Genomic DNA, 16,759 nt, shown 5'->3' with positions numbered 1-16,759 from the left:
GTGAGTGAGTCGCGAGCGTTTGGCGCGCACCCTGAAGATGAGTCGGAGTCGATTCAAACGTCGTACGGGAATCTATCCGGAAACCTTCGTGCTGATGGAAGCTGTTCTGGTCGAGCGGGAAAGGCGCAAGAAGACATCGAGGCGACCTGCTGCCCTCAGCCCTGCTGAACAACTGCTGCTCACCTTGGAGTTTTGGCGAGAGTACCGGACCTTTGCGCACTTGGGCGACGATTGGAGCATCCATGAAACCACCGTGCAGCGCACGGTGGAACGGGTCGAAGCCGCCCTGATCGCCAGTGCGCAGTTTCGGCTCCCAGGGAAAAAGACACTCCGAGCAGAAGAGAACGTCTTCCAGATCATCGCGGTTGACGCGGCCGAAACGCCTTGTGAGCGTCCCAAAAAAAGCAGCGACCCTGGTATAGCGGCAAGAAAAAACGCCACACCCTGAAGACCCAGGTGGTGATCAACGTGGCAACACACATGATCATGTGTGTTGCCACCGCCTTCGGGTCCATGCATGACCTGAGCCTCTACCGGCACTCCAAGGTTCGTCTCCACCGCGAGACCGCGCTGATTGGCGATGCGGGCTACCAGGGCATCTGGGCTGAGCACGGCCATTCCATCACACCGCACAAAGCCTCGAAGAACAGGCCGCTGAGTGCAGCCGAACGGCATGAAAACCGCGTGCTGACCTCCACTCGCTTGCGGGTCGAGCATGTGATCCGGCAGCTGAAAATCTTCCGCGTGCTCAAAGAGATCTATCGCCATCGAAGACGGCGCTTTGCTTTGCGTGCACACCTCATTGCTGCCCTCTGTAATCACTCCTCAGCAACTCTCCCATGACTTTCGCAGGAGGTCTACTGCAAGTCACCACGCTTCTTTTACTGAAAGGCCCATTCTGCTCCGAAGGTTGCCGGCGTAAGCGGGTGCAGAAACCATTTGGTCCATGCGAAGCGGGGCCGGCATCCGTCTTTGACAGGCCCTGCTCCTGCTGGTGTCATTGTGCTGGCCTGTGGTGTGTGTGCCCGTTACCGCCAAATCAACCGAGACTGCCAAACTTGTTCTCTGGGATCAGGCGTGCCAGACTAAGGCGAATGGCGGCGTGATCTTGCTGCTCGGCATAGTGTTGAAGCCGTAACAATTCTTCTGTCAAATCGTCTGGATTTATGCTATCCAGGCGCGCGCTGAAGATTTCTTGGTGCGAGGTTGAGTCTGTCCCCTCACTACTGGTCAGCAGTTCCTCATAAAGTTTCTCGCCAGGGCGCACGCCGCTATACACGATCTCAACGTGCTGAGCACCGGAGAGTTGAATTACGTCATGCGCTAAATCAGCAATACGAACTGGGTTGCCCATATTTAGGACGTAGACCTTGCCGTTCTCTGCTAGGCCCCCCGCTTGCAAGACCAATCTAGCCGCTTCTGGAATGGTCATAAAGTACCGGACCATATCGGGATGGGTGACTGTAATTGGCCCACCGGCCCGAATCTGCTTCATGAATGTCGGCACCACACTGCCACGGCTGCCCAGGACATTTCCAAAGCGCACTGATACGAATGCCTGTTCCTGTGCAGCCCGTTCAGCCCCAGCAGAAACAATCATTTCTGCCACTCGCTTAGACGCGCCCATAACACTTGTGGGATTGACGGCCTTATCAGTGGAAATGTTGACAAGACGTTTGACGCGGTAGTCTATACAGAGCTGCGTGACGTTGGCAGTACCCAATGCGTTGTTCAAAATGGCTTCTGACGGAGCCTGCTCCATTAGTGGCACGTGCTTGTGGGCCGCCGCGTGGAATACAACGCTAGGCCGATATTCTTCGAAAAGGGCGCGCAACCTTGCTTTGTCTTTCACATCACAAATTAGGCCAAGGTGTCGAATGTGTGGAAGAGTGTGGATCAATTCTTGCTGAAGGGTAAAGATACTGTTTTCGCCTCTGCCTATCAGCAAAATCAGCGTTGGTTGATAACTACAGATCTGTCTGACAATCTCGGAACCGATACTGCCCCCGGCGCCTGTAACCAGCACTACTTGTTCTTTGAGATACCCTGCGATCTCGGCTGTATTTAATTGAACTGTCGGTCGCCGCAGCAGATCCTCAAGATTGACTTCCCGGATCTGGTTGATGGTGACATTGCCGGATAGAATCTCAAAGACCCCCGGAATGATGCGGTAGCTCAATTTGGCGGTCTGCGCGAGCTCAACGACGCGGCGAATAAAATTGCCCTCTGCTGAAGGCACAGCAATCAAAATTTGCTGTGCCTTTTCGCGGTGTGCGACCTCCAAGAGGTCGTCCACCTTACCAAATACCGGAAAACCCAGAAGAGACTGCTGATGTTTGCTGGGTTCGTCGTCAAGAAAGCCAATAGCCTGTAGGCCAGATTCGGGATGACGCTGTATCTCCCGGGCAATTAGGGCGCCGGCTTCGCCTGCTCCCACAATGAGGACGCGCTGACGCTGTGGTAAGCCTTGCTGACGCACTCTGTCTTTCACCATGCGGAACAGAAGACGCGCGCCGCCCATCAGGAGAAAACCCAATGCGCCGGCCAGCAGCGGCACACTTCGTGCCAGTTGCAACCAGTCGCGCAAGATGAAGCCCAAGGCAAACATAATGAGTGTAGCTGCTGTAACGGCGCGAGCCAAAGTAAGGAGGTCAGGCACGCTAACGCGCTGCCACAGTTGGCGGTGCAAACGGTAATACAGAATGACTGAGCCCATAATCAGTATGCTCAGCAGTGCATAAATCCAGATGGTGGTGGGTGCGCCCCCCTGAATAAGTGACGGCGTTCGGAAGGTATAAGCCAGTAGGGCGGCCAATAACCATAACGCGAGGTCGATCACGAACTTGCTGAGTGTAGACGTCATAGTCCTTTCACTTCCTGGGGATGTCAGGGAACACTTTAGGTTTCTGTCGTGTGATGCGACAACCCAGCTGACAGTGTGAGAGTCGGCAAGATTGGGAGGCTGACCCTGCTGCAGACCAGCTTAGACTCTGGCCAGATATAGGGTTCAGGCTGAGTCATTGGACTGGGCTCAGTAGCTCGGGGGTGGAGGATGCCAATCAATGTGCACTCTTTCCAATCGTGATTCTAGGTGTCGCAGCCATGGACATAGCGTCTGTCAGAGTAATCGAAGAAAAGGTCAGTGTCCTGTTTCAACGCGATGTTGTAGAAGTATTTCGTCACTACCGCCCACTAGCAGGTAAATTAGGAGCCATGGTTCACGCACGCACCTTGTTCTCTGGGACAGCTCTTTGAGGGTTCTGATTCTCAGTCAGTATTTTTGGCCTGAAACTTTTCGCATCAATGACGTGGCACAGGGGCTTCAGGAGCGCGGACATCAGGTTGAAGTGCTCACTGCTTTTCCTAATTACCCCTCAGGGCAATTTTTCGCAGGCTATAGGTCAGTCCGCCCCAAGACAGAGCGGCTAGGTGCTATCCAGATTCGTCGCGTGCCACTGGTGTCCCGTGGGCATGGCAAAGGAGGGCGGCTGCTGCTGAACTATCTGTCTTTTGCCTTGAGCGCCTCTTTAATCGGGGCTTTTCTGATCAGAAAACCCGATGTGATTTTGGTTTTTGAACCCTCACCTGTTACTGTCGGAATCCCAGCCGCCTTACTGCGCCGGGTCTTTCGTGCGCCGGTCGCCTTTTGGGTGCAGGATTTATGGCCAGAAAGTCTCACGGCCACTGGCACGGTGCGCAACAAGCAAATTCTGAGTCTGGTGAGTCGCATGGTCGCCTGGATTTATAGCCGGTGTGACGCGCTTCTGGTGCAGTCGAGAGCCTTCACGCGTTCCTTGGTCGCTCACGGCGTACCACTGAGCCGAATCGAGTATCTGCCCAACAGTGCGGAGGCGTTTTATCGCCCAGTGATTGTTCCAGTAGATGCGCCAGAAAGGCAATTGGTGCCGCAAGACGGCACACTGAATCTGATGTTTGCTGGCAATCTGGGGGTGAGCCAGGACCTTGAAACCCTGGTGAGTGCAGCAGAGCAGTTACGCAGTGAGCCTGTGCGCTGGCTGATTCTGGGTGATGGACGGCAGCGGCCTTGGCTGGAAGCGGAAATTCGACGCCGGGAATTGCAAGGCCAGATTCATCTCCTGGGTAGCTATCCAGCAGAGGCAATGCCGCGCTTCTTCGCTCTCGCCGACGCCCTGCTGGTGAGCTTGAAAGATGACCTGGCCTTCGAAGCTACCATTCCCTCAAAATTGCAGTCTTATCTGGCCTGTGCTCGGCCAGTGCTGGCCATGCTCAAGGGCGAGGGCGCGCGCGTGACCACAGACGCCGGCGCAGGGTTAACGGTGCCGCCCGAAGACCCAGCAGCACTAGTTCAGGCGGTTCGGACCTTTGCCGTTTTGCCAGCCGCTCAGCGGGAAGCGATGGGACAGCGCGGACGAAGTTACTTTCTGCGCCATTTCGAGCGTGAATATCTTTTGGGACAATTAACAGTGGTACTCAGCGACCTCAGCTTGCGCGCGGCAAAGGAGCATCAAGCATGAAAATACTTATCCTCGGTGGGGACGGCATGTTCGGGCACCAGTTTTACCGGTACATGCGCGATACCCATGACGTGCGGGTCACAGTTCGTCAAGACTTTGCGGCTTACGAAAGCTACGGGTTGTTTGAACGTCAGCGGACATATACAGGCATTGATGTACGCTCTAGAGACCGGCTCATAGAAGTGATGGCCGATTTCCGGCCCGAGGTGGTTATCAATGCTGTTGGCATTGTGAAGCAGCGTCACACGGCCAAAGAAAGTATTCCCAGTTTGGAAATTAACTCGCTTCTGCCACACCGCCTGAGCGAGCTAACCCAGCTCTGCAGTGCTCGGCTCGTTCACCTAAGCACCGACTGCGTCTTTTCTGGGCGCAAAGGCATGTATCAGGAAACAGATTTCCCAGACGCGGAAGACCTATATGGGCGTAGCAAATATCTGGGGGAGGTAGCTGACAGTCACACTCTGACCCTACGAACTTCAATTATTGGACCGGAACTTGCTCGCAAAACTAGTTTGTTAGAGTGGGTACTGGCTCAGCAGGGACAGGTCAAGGGTTTTCGTCAGGCGATTTTCAGCGGCTTCACGACTCTAGAGCTGTCGCGCGTCATTGAGCGGCTTCTAATCCATCATCCGGAGGCGGCTGGTCTTTATCAGGTGTCCAGTGAGCCGATCAACAAGTATGACCTGCTGTATCTGATTCGTGAAGCATATGGGCTCTCCCTAGAAATCACCGCCGACGATCAAGTGACGATTGACCGCAGTCTAGATTCCACACGGTTTCGTCAGGAGTTTCAGTATCAGCCGCCTGCCTGGCCTGCCATGATTCAGGAAATAGCGCAGCAGCAAATGGCTGATGAACGGCAATCTCCTCTGATTGCTGGTCAGCGCTGACGTGTTAGGCGACGAGGATTCTGGCGGGTGACCGTCACAGCCAATGATCTCTCGGCCCGCCGGGGGTGGCTGGCCTGGCTGGCCCTGTTGCCCGTGTGCCCGCCTCTGCTGGTTTTCGGTCTGTTGGGTCTGCGCCGCTGGCGTGACCTACCGCGCGCAGCGCTGCTGCTCTGTGGAGTCTTTCTCGGTACTCAGGTGTTAGCGGGGCTGCTCAGCCCCCAACCGGTGCTGGCCATGGGGACGAGTTTTTCGCGCGCAGGCCTGATACTGGGGCTTCTGGGCCTGGGCGCGTCGTTGGGAGGACCCTCACAGCTCCGTGTTCTGCGCTGGGGCTTGATAGTGGTATACCTGACAGCGCTGGTCAGTGGTCTGGCGCTGCAAGGCTGGGAACTCACGCAACTGCGCCTAAGTCATCCCTATGTTCCCCCAGTATCGCTGGGCATTGCTGGAGCTCTGGGTATCTGGTTGGCTATGGATGTGCAGCCCGGCGAATCCTGGCGCTCAGGACTGCTTTGGCGGCTGCCCTTGGGTGGCCTGGCGCTGCTAACAGTCCTTCTGAGCGGCAGCCGGGGGCCGCTAGCTGTTGCGCTAGTCGGCACCGCGCTGATGCTGGGCAGTCGGCGCGCGTGGCTGCGCCGAGCCTTACCGCTAGCACTGCTGGCGGCTCTGCCTACGCTGGTGGTACTGGGTGGACGGCTTCAAGATCAGCCGTTGACGCGCCTGATCACGCTCGATCTAACTGGTCGTGATCTCATTTGGAGCGACGCTCTCAGTGTGGCCCAGGCTCTGCCGTGGGGCGGCGCTGGAACTCTCTTGCTGGGACCACGTATTGCGCCGCCCGGTGACACTTGCACGTGGTTCGAGGCTTTGGAGGTGCGCGGAGTCGGTTGTCCCACCGCGTTGGAGCAGATCAATAACATGTGGGTGTTTGCCCACAACGGAGCGGTTCAGGCCCTGGGTGAGACCGGACTAATAGGCACAGCGGGACTTTTTCTGTTGCTGGGCGGGGTGCTGGTCGCAGCGAGAGCTAGCTCTCCAATGGTGGTCGCGATGGTCTTCGCCCTGCTTGTGGGCGACCTGACCGACAACGTAACGCTCCTGCCTGGGCCATTTTTTTCTGTGGTGTTCTGGCTAGCGGCTGGCAGCGCGCTGTCACGTGCCCCAGCTGTTTCCTGGCCGGCCACGGCGGGCTGGGGCGGCGCGCTTCTGCTCATCATGTCGTTTCCCCTCTGGACACAGTTTTTGCCTGTCGAGCCAGGTCGTCAACTGGGCGTCACTGGCCTTGTCGCGCCTGAGCAGTGGCGTGGTGATGAACCCTACGCAGCGGCAGCCCGGTTTAGCGCACCTTCCGGCACATACAGGGTGCAGCTGCGAGCCTGCCAGCAAAGTTGCGTGACTATCGCCACTCGGTCATTCTCCACCGCAGTGCCACACCCAGACTGGCAGTGGCTGATTGGCCCCTTGCCCAGCCACCGTCAAGTAGGCGGCAGTGGTGGGCAGGTCTACCGTCTCGAACTGCGGCTTTGGCTCGGAAAAAGTGTGCCTTGGCGGACGCGACCCATAGCGGCTACCACCTGGAACGTAATGGTGCGGCCATGATGCGGCACTGGCCTCTGTTTGGATTTCTGATGAGTCTGGGCTTAGTGGGCTTAGGACTGTTCTCTCTGCCACAGCAACCACCGCTGGTGGCTGCTCAGATCGCCGTTCCCTGTCAGGCCGGAGAAGTAAGGTTTACCAGTGCCTTCCCCCCTGCACTGCCCGGCGAATGGACGGGCGAGCGCGGCTTTTTTGCTATTCCAGGTGTTCTGGAGCTGTCGTACTGTCAGCCTGGCCGGCTGATTCTCAAGGCACGTGGTGAGCTCTCCAGTAACGGCGGCGCCCCCCTACTGATTGCTCAGACCACACAGACCAGACGTGAAGTCCTCGTCCACACTTCACAGACGCTGTCTATTCCGGTTGGGCAAGACGGCCGGGTGACTCTGGCCTTTCCCAATGACGAGACGGACGCTCTTTACCGCATTCTTACCATTGAGCGGCTGATACTTGCAGGCGAGCAGCGTTGCGCGTCTGCTTTAATACGCGATAAGCGAGTTGAATTTAGTGGCTCGATTACAGGTGCTGTTCACGACCTACGGGGCCAGCGCCTAGAACCCTGCATGCCTGGCGTCCTCTATCTGACTGTCAGTGGCCCTGTCGTCAATGGCGCTGGTCCACAGTTCCGGATAACACAAGGCAAACGTACCTTGCTTGACCGTCAAGTTCGGGGCCGTGTTTCTTTGCGCCTCCCTCTGGAGAGTACAGCCGCTGTGCATCTGGCTGTCACAAATTTCGCTGGCCGTGTGGTGAAGTACCGAAACCTTTTTATCGAGCGGGTACAGTTTCTTCCGGCCTCCAACGCATCTTTAAAATGAGGAACAGCTAGACGCTGGAGAAATACACCATACAAAAGCGCTCGCCTCTGCAATTGCAGAGGCGAGCATTCTGGTGACCCCAACGGGATTCGAACCCGTATCGCTACCTTGAAAGGGTAGTGTCCTAACCGTTAGACGATGGGGCCACACCACTTCAGTTGTGCTTTGGCTTTCGCCGCCGCTGACTGCCTTTCAAGGGGCGCCGTTTCCGGCACGCACAGAAAGATACTGGGTTTTCTGGAATTCGTCAAGCCGGGGCGAGGCAGCACGTTCCTTCCTTGCCCCGGCCAGCGTCTTACATATGCAGCGAGCGCTTATCGGCCGCCAGGGCCGCTTCCTTGACCACTTCGCTGAGGGTGGGGTGGGCGTGCACGGTGCGGGCCAGATCCTCGCTGCTGCCGCCAAATTCCATGATGGCCACGACCTCGCCAATCAGTTCGCTGACGTTCGGGCCGACCATATGAACGCCGAGCAGTTTGTCGGTCTGCGCGTCGGCCACCACTTTCACGAAACCGCGCGGGTCGCCGTGGCCCAGGGCGCGGCCGTTGGCGCTGAAAGGAAACTGGCCGGTCTTGACCTTCAGCCCCTTCTCCTTGGCCTGCTTCTCGGTCAGACCAGCCCAGGCGATTTCGGGGCTGGTGTAGATCACCCAGGGAATCACGTCGTAGTTGACATGCCCGGCTTGCCCCGCCAGCATCTCAGCCAGGGCCACGCCCTCTTCCTCGGCCTTGTGGGCCAGCATGGCGCCGCCAATCACGTCGCCAATGGCGTACACGCCGGGCAGGTTGGTGCGGAAGTGCCCGTCCACCTTCACGAAACCGCGCTCATCCAGCGCCAGGCCCACAGCCTCGGCCCCCAGGCCCGCCGTATGGGGCACGCGGCCGATGGAGACGATGAGTTTGTCAAAGCGGGCCGTGACTTCCTGCTCTTTTTCGGTGTAGGTCACGCTGACGCCAGTGTCGTCCTGCTCGACCCTGCTGATGTTCACGCCAAAGTGGAAGGCCAGGCCCTGCTTCTGGAACTGCTTCTGGGCCTCACGGGCCACGGCGTCGTCGGCGGCCATCAGGAAGCCGGGGAGGGCTTCAAGCACCGTCACCTGGGCGCCCAGGCGGCGCCACACGCTGCCCAGTTCCAGACCAATCACGCCGGCGCCAATCACACCCAGTTGGCCCGGAACTCCCTCGAAGGCCAGGGCGCCACTGTTGTCCACCACATGGCCACCGAAGGGAGCCAGCGGAAGCGCGCGGGGACTGCTGCCCGTCGCCACGATGACGTGCTTGGCTTTCACCTCGGTGCCGGCGGCGTCCACAACCCAGGCGCCCTCGTCCTGACGCACCAGGCGACCTAGCCCGAAGAAAGAGGTCACTTTGTTCTTCTTGAACAGGTAAGCCACGCCGCCCGTCAGCTTGTCCACCACGGCGGCCTTGCGCCCGAGCATCTTGCCCAGGTCAATGGTGGCGCCCTGAACGTTGATGCCGTGGTCGGCAAAGTCGTGCTGCATAACTTCAAATTTCTCGCTGGAATCGAGCATGGCCTTGCTGGGAATGCAGCCCACGTTCAGGCAGGTGCCGCCCAGGGAGGCCTTGCCGCCCCGCTCGAAGGCGTCCACGCAGGCCGTTTTAAAGCCCAGCTGCGCGGCGCGAATCGCGGCCACGTAGCCTGCTGGGCCGCCGCCGATGACCAACACGTCGTAAGAATCCATAGCGTCTCTGAGCGTACCACCGGCCTCTGCGCGCAAAAGCGGCGCGTTCCTGTGTCGGGGACACTCTGCGGCCAGGGTCCTGCCCCCGGTGGGGGACACCACAAGTGTGGCAATGTCTCTGGCCAACGCTTTCTAAGCTGAGAACATGATGAAGAAAATGGTGGTCATGTTGGGTCTGGGTGGGCTGTCGGTGGCAGGGGCCTAGGAAGCGGAGGCCCCTTTGCGGTATCAAACCGGTCAGGTGAGCCTGCTGGGCGGCAAGGCCCAGCTGAACACGGGCGCGGGCCTGCGCTACCTGGACGCCACGGGCGCCCAGCAGGTCATCGTGTCCCAGTGGGGCAACCCCCCGGAGGCCGCCGAGGACGTGCTGGGCATGATTGTCCCCGCCGGCCTGGACCCCAGCACCAAGCAGGGCTGGGGCGTGGTCATTACCGAGAGCAAGGACGGTCATGTCTCGGACAAAGACGCAGCCGGCATCAAGTACGACGAGTTGATGCGCACCATGCAGGCGGCCACCGCTGAGGACAACCAGGCGCGCGAGGAAGCCGGCTTTGGCACCGTGAGCCTGGTGGGCTGGGCCGACCAGCCCCGCTACGACGCGGCCACCCACAAGATGTACTGGGCCAAGGAACTGGCCTTCAGTGACAGCCCAGGCGACCACACCCTGAATTACGCCGTGCGCGTGCTGGGCCGTGACAACGTGCTGGAACTGAACGCCGTGGCCGGAATGGCTCAGCTGCCGCAGATCAAGCGCGACATGGCCGCAGTGCTCAAGCAGGTGTCGTTTACGCCGGGCGCACGCTACGAGGACTTCAATTCGGGGACGGACAAGGTGGCAACCTACGGCCTTGCCGGCCTGCTGGGGGTGGCGGCGGCCAAGAAGGTGGGCCTGCTGGCCGGCGCGCTGCTGTTCCTGAAAAAAGGCTGGGTGCTGGTGCTGGCGGCGCTGGGCGGCCTCGGCCGACTGTTGGGCCGCCGGGCCAGGGGATAACGCCGCTAAGGCGAGAGGCGGCGGAGAAGTCAGACCGCCGCCCCTCCTGCTTTTGCCCTTAGCCTGTGGTGGTCCGGGTCAGCTCAGCGTAGGCCACCGCCACCTGGGCCGCCACTGCCGCGTTGTGACGCACCAGGGCGATATTGGTCTCCAGGCTGCGCCCGCCTGTCAATTCCACCACGCGGCCCAGCAGGTAAGGCGTGGTGGCCTTGCCAGTCAGGCCCAGCGCGTCCATGTCGGTCAGGGCCTGGTCAATGTGCGCGCCAATGTCGGCGGCGGGGATCTCGGCGGCCTCGGGAATGGGATTGGCCAGCAGCACGCCGCCGGACAGGCCCAGGGCCCACTTGGCCTTCAGCACGCGGGCCGCCTCTTCTGCGGTCTGGACGGTCAGGGGCGAGGCGAAGCCGCTCTGGCGTGAATAGAAGGCCGGAAACTCCTCGCTGCCCAGCGTGATGGCGGGCACCCCCTGGGTTTCTAAGACCTCCAGCGTCAGGCCGATGTCGAGAATGCTCTTGACCCCGGCACTGACCACACACACGTCGGTCTGGGCCAGTTCCAGCAGGTCGGCGCTGATGTCCATGCTCTGCCCGGCCCCCCGGTGAACGCCGCCCGTGCCGCCAGTGGCAAAGACGCGAATGCCCGCCAGCGCGGCAATCCGCATGGTGGAGGCCACGGTGGTCGCGCCGTGTTTGCCCAGTGCGATGGTGACGGGCAGGTCGCGCGTGCTGATTTTTTCTACGCCCTTGTCAGTGGCCAGGAGGTGCAGTTCGCCCTCGGTCAGGCCCACCTTCAGGCGGCCGCCCAGTACGGCAATGGTGGCGGGCACGGCGCCGTGCTGGCGCACGACCTCTTCCACGCCGCGCGCCATCTCGACGTTCTGGGGAAAGGGCATGCCGTGGCTGATGATGGTGCTTTCCAGCGCCACGACGGCGCGGCCTTCTTTCAGGGCGGCGGCGACTTCGGGGTGCAGGTCAAGGTAGGCGGCGGCTTCGGGGTGAAAAGAGGTGGGGGTGGTCATGGGGACTCCTTGGGGATCAGGGCGGCGCGCTCGCGGATGGCGGCCGGAGTCAGGGTGGGGGAGACAGCGAGGTCGCTTTCCAGGGTCAGGGCGGCAGCGGCGTGGCCGTGTCGGGCGGCCTCGGCCGGGGGCAGGCCAGCGGCCAGGCCAGCCAGGAAGGCGGCCAGCATGGCGTCGCCAGCGCCGGTCACGTCGCGCACCTGGGCGGGCAGGGCGGGGAGGCTGTCTTCGCCGTCTGGAGCCGAAAGAAAACTGCCCTGGGCGCCGCGCCGCACCCAGACCAGGGTGATGCCCGCAGCGTGGAGTTCGGCCGCCGCCGTCCGCAGGGCCTGGGGCTCGTCCGGCACCTCACGGCCCAGCAGCGCGCCCAGCTCGGCGACATTGGGGGTAACGGCGTAAGGGGGCAGGCCAGCCGCCAGGGCTGGGCGCAGGCGGGCGGCCTTGGGCACGCTGACCGGCTCGAACACCACCCGCACGCCGGCCTCGGCGGCCAGGGTCAGCAGGTGGGCCAGGGCGGGCGCCGTCAGGTTGCCGTCGGCCACCACCCACCCCGCGCCGCGCAGGGTGCCGCGCCGTTCTTGCAGCGCGGCGGGGGTCAGGGCGTCGGTGGCGGCCATGGCGGCCACCGCCACCAGCAACTCGCCGCTGTCGTCCAGCACAGCCGTATACGTGCCTGTGGCGACATCCGGCGCACGCAGCACCTGCCGGATATCCACACCCGCCGCCTCGGTCTGCCGCAGCAACCAGTCGCCCAGGGCGTCGCGCCCCACCGCCGACACCAGCGTGACCGGCACGCCCAGCCGCGCAAGGTTCTCGGCCACGTTGCGGGCCACGCCACCGGGGGCCTGGGTGGTCACGCCGGGGTTGCTGGTGCCTGGCAGTGCTGGCGCCAGCGTGCGGGCTTTCACGTCCACATTCGCGCCGCCGACCACGACCATCCGGGTAGGGCCGAGGTCAGGCGGGAGGAGGTAGCCCCGGCCGAGCAGGGCGCCTTTCTTTACCAGATTGCCGACGTGGACATTCACAGCGGCGCGGGTAGAGCCGAGGCGGCGGGCCAGTTCCTCGGGGGTGGCCTGGGGTGCCGCACGGATGAGGGCGAGCAGGGCAGCTTCGGTTTCGGTCAGGGACATAGTTTTTCTATGGTAAAGACACTTATTGTGATAAGCAAGGTGGCTAGGTTGCTTTTCCCCACCCCCCCCCAGCCCCCCTACCCCAGCGGGGTAGGGGGGGCTGGGGGGGCACTGGGCAAGAGTTGCTACTGGCGTTGGTCGGCTTGCTCTGTCCGTTTTCGTGTCTGGCCTCGACGCCATCCGCTGCCCCAGCGGAAGGGCCTGCGCGCTGCGCGCACAATGGCCTCGCCTGGACTTGGGCGGCACTGTGGCAGGAAGGCGTGGCGCGTGCAAGAGGTTCTACTCTTGAAAAGCTTTTGCGCCAGCATCTTCTAAAAGTAGAACCTCGTGTTTGAAGCGTTCTTCTCTGCCACTTTTACAAGGTAAGCAACGGAAGCCGTCGTGCGCGCAGCGCGCGGGCGTGGGACGATGGGCGGCAGGTGGGCCACGGTGTCCATAGCGCAGAACAAGGTGGCTTGTACGGCGCGTCACCTATCCCTGCCTAGCGCAGCGCTGCTCCCCCTGCCCCTCTGGGGGAGGGGGCTGGGGGGTGGGGTGACGAAGGCTTAAATCAACCTCCCCACCGATGCCCAGCCCCTATAGCCCCGCTTTCCCATCCGCCAACGCCTGAAGCGCCGGCCGCAGCGCTGGCAACTCCACCCTCGCCGTATGCCAGATGAGCGCCGGCTCAATGCCGAAGTAATCGTGGGACACCAGGTTGCGGATGTCACGCAGCAGCGCCCAGGGTAGGTGCGGCGCGCGGTCCTGCACGCTCTGGGGAATGAACTTGGTGGTTTCGCCCAGGCGCGCGAGGTTGTGCAGCACGGCGTCGCGCACGGCCTCGTCGCGGGTAAAGGTCGTCAGCGAGTGGCCGCTCGTGTAGGCCGCAATTCGGTCAATGGCCGCCAGCAGGTCGTACACGCGCCAGCGCCAGCGTTTGGGACGGTGGGTGCGTGGGGCGGGGTTGGGGACGGCCAGCACGTCCACCGCGTCTTCCAGAATCTCGCCCCTCAGCGGGTGACGCAGGGGGGCGGCAGTCAGCACGTCCACCCGGCGGCCCAGCACATCCTCAAAGACCTCGCGCACCCGCATCAGGTCCAGCAGGCCGCGCGGCGTGCCGGGCGCCCAGTCCACCAGCAGGTCAATGTCGCTGCCGGGCGTGGCCTCACCGCGCGCCACCGAACCGAACACGCGCACGCGGCTAACCCCCAGGGCGGTCCACAGCGGCTGGGCGCCCCGCAGCGCCGCCGCGATGGTCGGAAGGCGCAGATCGGGAAACAGCGGCTCGGCGCTCTGGGTCACCCGGCCAGGATAGGGCACGTATGCTGGGAACCGTGATTGTCGCGGTGGGCCACGACCTGATTGAAATTGCTCGTATCCGGGGGATGCTGGCGCGAGAGGGACGCCGGGCCGAGAAGCTGTTTGCGCCTACCGAACTGGCCTACTGCGCCCGGCTGAGTGACCCGGCCCCCAGTCTGGCAGCGCGCTTTGCGGCCAAGGAAGCCTTTCAGAAGGTCTGGCCACGTCCGCACGGCTGGCGAGACGTGTGGGTAGAGCGTGAGCGCACCCCGGACGGTCCCTTTCCATTTGCGCCGCCGGTCCTGGGCTTTGTCCCTGAGATCGCCGCTGAACTGGCCGCGCGCGGCTGGGTGGCCCACCTGACCCTGACCCATACCAAGGACCACGCCTCAGCGGTGGTGGTGCTGGAGGCGCGGGAGATTCGTCTCCATGAAAGTGCTGCGCCCATTACAGTGACACCGTGACTTCTGCTTCTCCAGTCTTGCTTCACCCCGAGATCATCCAGCGCGACAGTCGCCTGGCTCTGGGGATACTGCTGTGCTACTGGATCTTCTTCATGCTGGTGAGTGCCGCTCTCCTGTGGGTGATCATCGCGTTGGCTGGGTCGGGGCTGCCAGCCCTCCTGCGGTGGGGCGCGCTGCTGATGCCGGCAGGTTTGCTCCTTCATCTGTGGTGGACCTCATTTCCTCGGCGGCGCCCAGCCCCGTTCGGAACCCCTGTTGCGCTTGACAGTGAGCCAGACCTGAAAGCGCTCATTGAGAGCGTCGCCCACGCGCTGAATGTGCCTATGCCCGCAGAAGTGCGGCTGCTGCCCGACATGAATGCGTATATGTCTGTGCAGGGGGGCCGCTCCACCCTGGGCCTGGGATTGCCCCTACTGCTGTCTCTGTCCGGCGCAGAGGTCAAGGCCGTGATTGCTCATGAATTGGCCCACGTGGGCGGCGGAGACGCGGCGCGGGCCTGGCGGTTGGCCGGTCTGGCATCGGGGATGTTCCGCACAGCCCTGAGCCTGCGCCAGGGGAGTCCAGAGCGGGCCGTTGAGCTGTTGCCGCAGGGCCTGTCTACCGCCGTGGTGCTGTACCTCCTGCTGGGCAACTTGCTGGCGCTGCCCATGACGGCCCTGGCACGCGCCTACCTGCGGGTGAGCGAGCGGCTCAATCACGCCCAGGAGCACGCCGCCGACCAGGCTGCAGAGCGCGTGGCGGGGGCAGCCGCCGCCCACTCTGCCCTGCGCCGCATTGCGGTTGAGGCTCACCTGTTTGACGCCTATGTCGCGCAGGAGGTGGTGCCGCTGGCACAGGCGGGCTTCCGCGTGCCGCTGGCTGAGGGCTTTCAGATGTTCCTCAGGGGTGAGCAGGCCGAGCGGCTGCGCGGCTGGACGGCGCAGGACCTTCCAGAGCGTGAGGCGACCCTGTCGCATCCATCGCTGCGTGCGCGCCTGGACAGGTTAGAAGCCCCTCTGCCTGAGGACTGGCCGCCCGCAGAGCCAAGCTCACTGCTGGGTCAGGCTGACCGCTGGAGCGAAGCCTTTTACGTTCCGGCGTCGGTCAGGGCCCTGCGGCCCGTGCTTTGGGATGACCTGAACACGGCACACTGGCCCCCGCACTGGCAGGCGCTGAGCCAGAGTGAGACTGTGCGCGCAGCGCTGCGCGGCGTGACGCTGCTGGACGTGCCGGTCATCTGCGCCGACCTGAATGCCCACCTGCGGGTGCGTTTCACGCAGCTGCAGTACGAGGGGGTAGGAGGCGATGAGCGGCATGCCCTGGTGGCCTGGTTGGCCCTGGGTGTTCTGCTGGCCGCGCTGCGCCAGGGAGCATGCGCGCACGTGCAGCCTGGTCATCCCTGGGCGGCGCAGGCCCACGGGCAGACCCTGACGCCGGAACCCCTGCTCTGGCAGATGGTGATGCAGCCTGCGGCCCGCGCCGCGTGGCCTGATCAGATGGCGGCCTTAGGACTCCGGGACAGCCTCCTGCTGGACGGCGAGTGAGGCGCGGGCCCATGCCCATTCGCCTCATCGCCACCGACTTGGACGGCACGCTGCTGACCAGCGCCAAGACGGTCAGCCGCCGCACCCGAGCGGCCCTCCATGCGGCGCGGGCAGCGGGCATACCCGTAGTGCCGGTGACTGCGCGCCAGCCGCGCAGCGTGCGGCCCAGCGCCGCTGCGCTGGGGTTTACCTGGGCGCTGTGTGGCAACGGTGCCCAGGGGGTGCATCTGCCCACAGGCGACGTGCTGTTCGAGGCCCATGTGGCGGCCGACGTGCAGCGGGCCCTGGCCGGGGCGCTGCGCGAGCGGCTGCCGGACTTGCTGTTTGTCTCGGTGCGGCAGGGCGGCGAGGTCTTTGTGGCGCAGGACGGCTACGCGGGCCTGGCGCGCCTGAGCGACCACAACCGCGAACCCGCCGACATGGGCACCTTTACGCTGGACGAGGTGCTGGCCGAGCCCAGCCTGAAACTCATCGTGCGCCACCCCACCCTGCATCCGGACGACCTGCTCGTGCAGGTGCGGGCCCTGGGGCTGCCCGGCTTTGCCGTGACCCATTCCGGCGCGCCGTTTCTGGAGGTGCTGGCCGAAGGCGTCAGCAAAGCCTGGGGCCTGGAACGGCTGTGCGCCCACCTGGGCATTGCCCGTAACGAAGTGCTGGCCTTCGGCGACGCCCCCAACGACGCCGAGATGCTGGCCTGGGCCGGGCGCGGCGTGGCGATGGCGAACGCCCACCCCGAGGCCCGGCAGGCCGCCAGCGAGGTGACCCTCAGCAACGATGAGGACGGCGTGGCGGTAGTGCTTGAAGCGCTGCTGGCCGGGTCTTTATCTGCCTGACATCCGCCCGGCCCGCCTCTGCG

Annotated in this window: 15 protein-coding genes and 1 tRNA gene; 10 read left to right on the top strand and 6 right to left on the bottom strand. The window is 62.8% G+C overall.

Annotated features, from left to right (window positions below; genetic code table 11):
* Positions 1-4 precede the first annotated feature (4 nt).
* Positions 5-448: a transposase family protein gene (locus GO986_RS23005; RefSeq protein WP_369409393.1), complete on the top strand. Its 444-nt coding sequence runs from the start codon at positions 5-7 to the stop codon at positions 446-448.
* An 8-nt stretch (positions 449-456) separates the two neighbouring features.
* Entirely contained in the window at positions 457-843 is a 387-nt protein-coding gene (locus GO986_RS23000; protein ID WP_369409392.1) for a transposase family protein, read from the top strand.
* Between the two features lie 196 nt (positions 844-1,039).
* Here GO986_RS23000 and GO986_RS14540 read toward each other — a convergent pair whose 3' ends face one another.
* Positions 1,040-2,839 carry a polysaccharide biosynthesis protein gene (locus GO986_RS14540; protein WP_369409391.1) on the bottom strand — a complete coding sequence of 600 codons (1,800 nt, stop codon included), beginning with the start codon at positions 2,837-2,839 and terminating at the stop codon, positions 1,040-1,042.
* Positions 2,840-3,251: 412 nt separating this feature from the next.
* Between GO986_RS14540 and GO986_RS14535 the strand changes: the two genes are divergently transcribed.
* The 4 genes from GO986_RS14535 (at position 3,252) to GO986_RS14520 (ending at position 7,797) form a co-directional block, all read left to right on the top strand.
* Positions 3,252-4,496 (top strand): glycosyltransferase family 4 protein, encoded by a 1,245-nt coding sequence (locus tag GO986_RS14535; RefSeq protein ID WP_157460034.1) that lies wholly within the window; start codon positions 3,252-3,254, stop codon positions 4,494-4,496.
* The gene (locus GO986_RS14530; protein WP_157460033.1) at positions 4,493-5,386 is read left to right on the top strand and encodes a dTDP-4-dehydrorhamnose reductase family protein; all 894 of its coding nucleotides are present in this window, start codon (positions 4,493-4,495) and stop codon (positions 5,384-5,386) included. The genes GO986_RS14535 and GO986_RS14530 overlap by 4 nt, the downstream gene beginning before the upstream one ends.
* 234 nt (positions 5,387-5,620) lie before the next feature.
* Positions 5,621-6,985, top strand: coding sequence for an O-antigen ligase family protein (locus GO986_RS23485; RefSeq protein ID WP_369409397.1), 1,365 nt, complete (start codon positions 5,621-5,623; stop codon positions 6,983-6,985).
* On the top strand, positions 6,931-7,797 hold the full coding sequence (locus tag GO986_RS14520) for a hypothetical protein (protein WP_157460031.1): 867 nt from the start codon (positions 6,931-6,933) through the stop codon (positions 7,795-7,797). Before GO986_RS23485 ends, GO986_RS14520 begins: the two co-directional genes overlap by 55 nt.
* A gap of 71 nt (positions 7,798-7,868) precedes the next feature.
* Here GO986_RS14520 and GO986_RS14515 read toward each other — a convergent pair.
* Together GO986_RS14515 and lpdA are read right to left on the bottom strand one after the other, a co-directional pair.
* A tRNA-Glu gene (locus GO986_RS14515) sits at positions 7,869-7,943 on the bottom strand.
* 149 nt (positions 7,944-8,092) lie between these two features.
* The gene (gene lpdA / locus GO986_RS14510) at positions 8,093-9,499 is read right to left on the bottom strand and encodes a dihydrolipoyl dehydrogenase (RefSeq protein ID WP_157460030.1); all 1,407 of its coding nucleotides are present in this window, start codon (positions 9,497-9,499) and stop codon (positions 8,093-8,095) included.
* A gap of 220 nt (positions 9,500-9,719) precedes the next feature.
* Here lpdA and GO986_RS14505 point away from each other — a divergent pair, with 220 nt between their 5' ends.
* Positions 9,720-10,490, top strand: coding sequence for a DUF2167 domain-containing protein (locus GO986_RS14505; RefSeq protein ID WP_157460029.1), 771 nt, complete (start codon positions 9,720-9,722; stop codon positions 10,488-10,490).
* A 58-nt stretch (positions 10,491-10,548) separates the two neighbouring features.
* On the opposite strand, the gene GO986_RS14500 is transcribed toward GO986_RS14505, so the two are convergent.
* The 3 genes from GO986_RS14500 to GO986_RS14490 form a co-directional block, all read right to left on the bottom strand.
* Entirely contained in the window at positions 10,549-11,508 is a 960-nt protein-coding gene (locus tag GO986_RS14500; RefSeq protein WP_157460028.1) for a pseudouridine-5'-phosphate glycosidase, read from the bottom strand.
* Complete coding sequence (locus tag GO986_RS14495; RefSeq protein WP_157460027.1) at positions 11,505-12,638, bottom strand: carbohydrate kinase; 1,134 nt, start codon at positions 12,636-12,638, stop codon at positions 11,505-11,507. Before GO986_RS14495 ends, GO986_RS14500 begins: the two co-directional genes overlap by 4 nt.
* A 576-nt stretch (positions 12,639-13,214) precedes the next feature.
* Positions 13,215-13,919, bottom strand: coding sequence for a HepT-like ribonuclease domain-containing protein (locus GO986_RS14490; protein WP_369409390.1), 705 nt, complete (start codon positions 13,917-13,919; stop codon positions 13,215-13,217).
* A gap of 32 nt (positions 13,920-13,951) precedes the next feature.
* Between GO986_RS14490 and GO986_RS14485 the strand changes: the two genes are divergently transcribed.
* The 3 genes from GO986_RS14485 to GO986_RS14475 are packed head-to-tail and all read left to right on the top strand — an operon-like array spanning position 13,952 to position 16,736.
* Positions 13,952-14,380, top strand: coding sequence for a 4'-phosphopantetheinyl transferase superfamily protein (locus GO986_RS14485; protein WP_369409389.1), 429 nt, complete (start codon positions 13,952-13,954; stop codon positions 14,378-14,380).
* Positions 14,377-15,903 carry a M48 family metalloprotease gene (locus GO986_RS14480; RefSeq protein WP_157460025.1) on the top strand — a complete coding sequence of 509 codons (1,527 nt, stop codon included), beginning with the start codon at positions 14,377-14,379 and terminating at the stop codon, positions 15,901-15,903. The genes GO986_RS14485 and GO986_RS14480 overlap by 4 nt, the downstream gene beginning before the upstream one ends.
* Before the next feature lie 11 nt (positions 15,904-15,914).
* Positions 15,915-16,736 (top strand): Cof-type HAD-IIB family hydrolase, encoded by an 822-nt coding sequence (locus GO986_RS14475; protein ID WP_157460024.1) that lies wholly within the window; start codon positions 15,915-15,917, stop codon positions 16,734-16,736.
* Positions 16,737-16,759: the final 23 nt, after the last annotated feature.

It is taken from the genome of Deinococcus arboris (genome assembly GCF_009755355.1).
Lineage (GTDB): Bacteria > Deinococcota > Deinococci > Deinococcales > Deinococcaceae > Deinococcus > Deinococcus betulae.
Note: the sequence above shows the minus strand (reverse complement) of the source record. Positions and strands in the feature narration are given on the sequence as shown.

What these genes read in the sequence shown, in the direction of transcription:
- GO986_RS14530 (WP_157460033.1), top strand. Translation starts at nt 4,493, where the DNA reads ATGAAAATACTTATCCTCGGTGGGGACGGCATGTTCGGGCACCAGTTT.
- GO986_RS23485 (WP_369409397.1), top strand. Translation starts at nt 5,621, where the DNA reads ATGGGGACGAGTTTTTCGCGCGCAGGCCTGATACTGGGGCTTCTGGGC.
- lpdA (WP_157460030.1), bottom strand. Translation starts at nt 9,499, where the DNA reads ATGGATTCTTACGACGTGTTGGTCATCGGCGGCGGCCCAGCAGGCTAC.
- GO986_RS14500 (WP_157460028.1), bottom strand. Translation starts at nt 11,508, where the DNA reads ATGACCACCCCCACCTCTTTTCACCCCGAAGCCGCCGCCTACCTTGAC.
- GO986_RS14495 (WP_157460027.1), bottom strand. Translation starts at nt 12,638, where the DNA reads ATGTCCCTGACCGAAACCGAAGCTGCCCTGCTCGCCCTCATCCGTGCG.
- GO986_RS14475 (WP_157460024.1), top strand. Translation starts at nt 15,915, where the DNA reads ATGCCCATTCGCCTCATCGCCACCGACTTGGACGGCACGCTGCTGACC.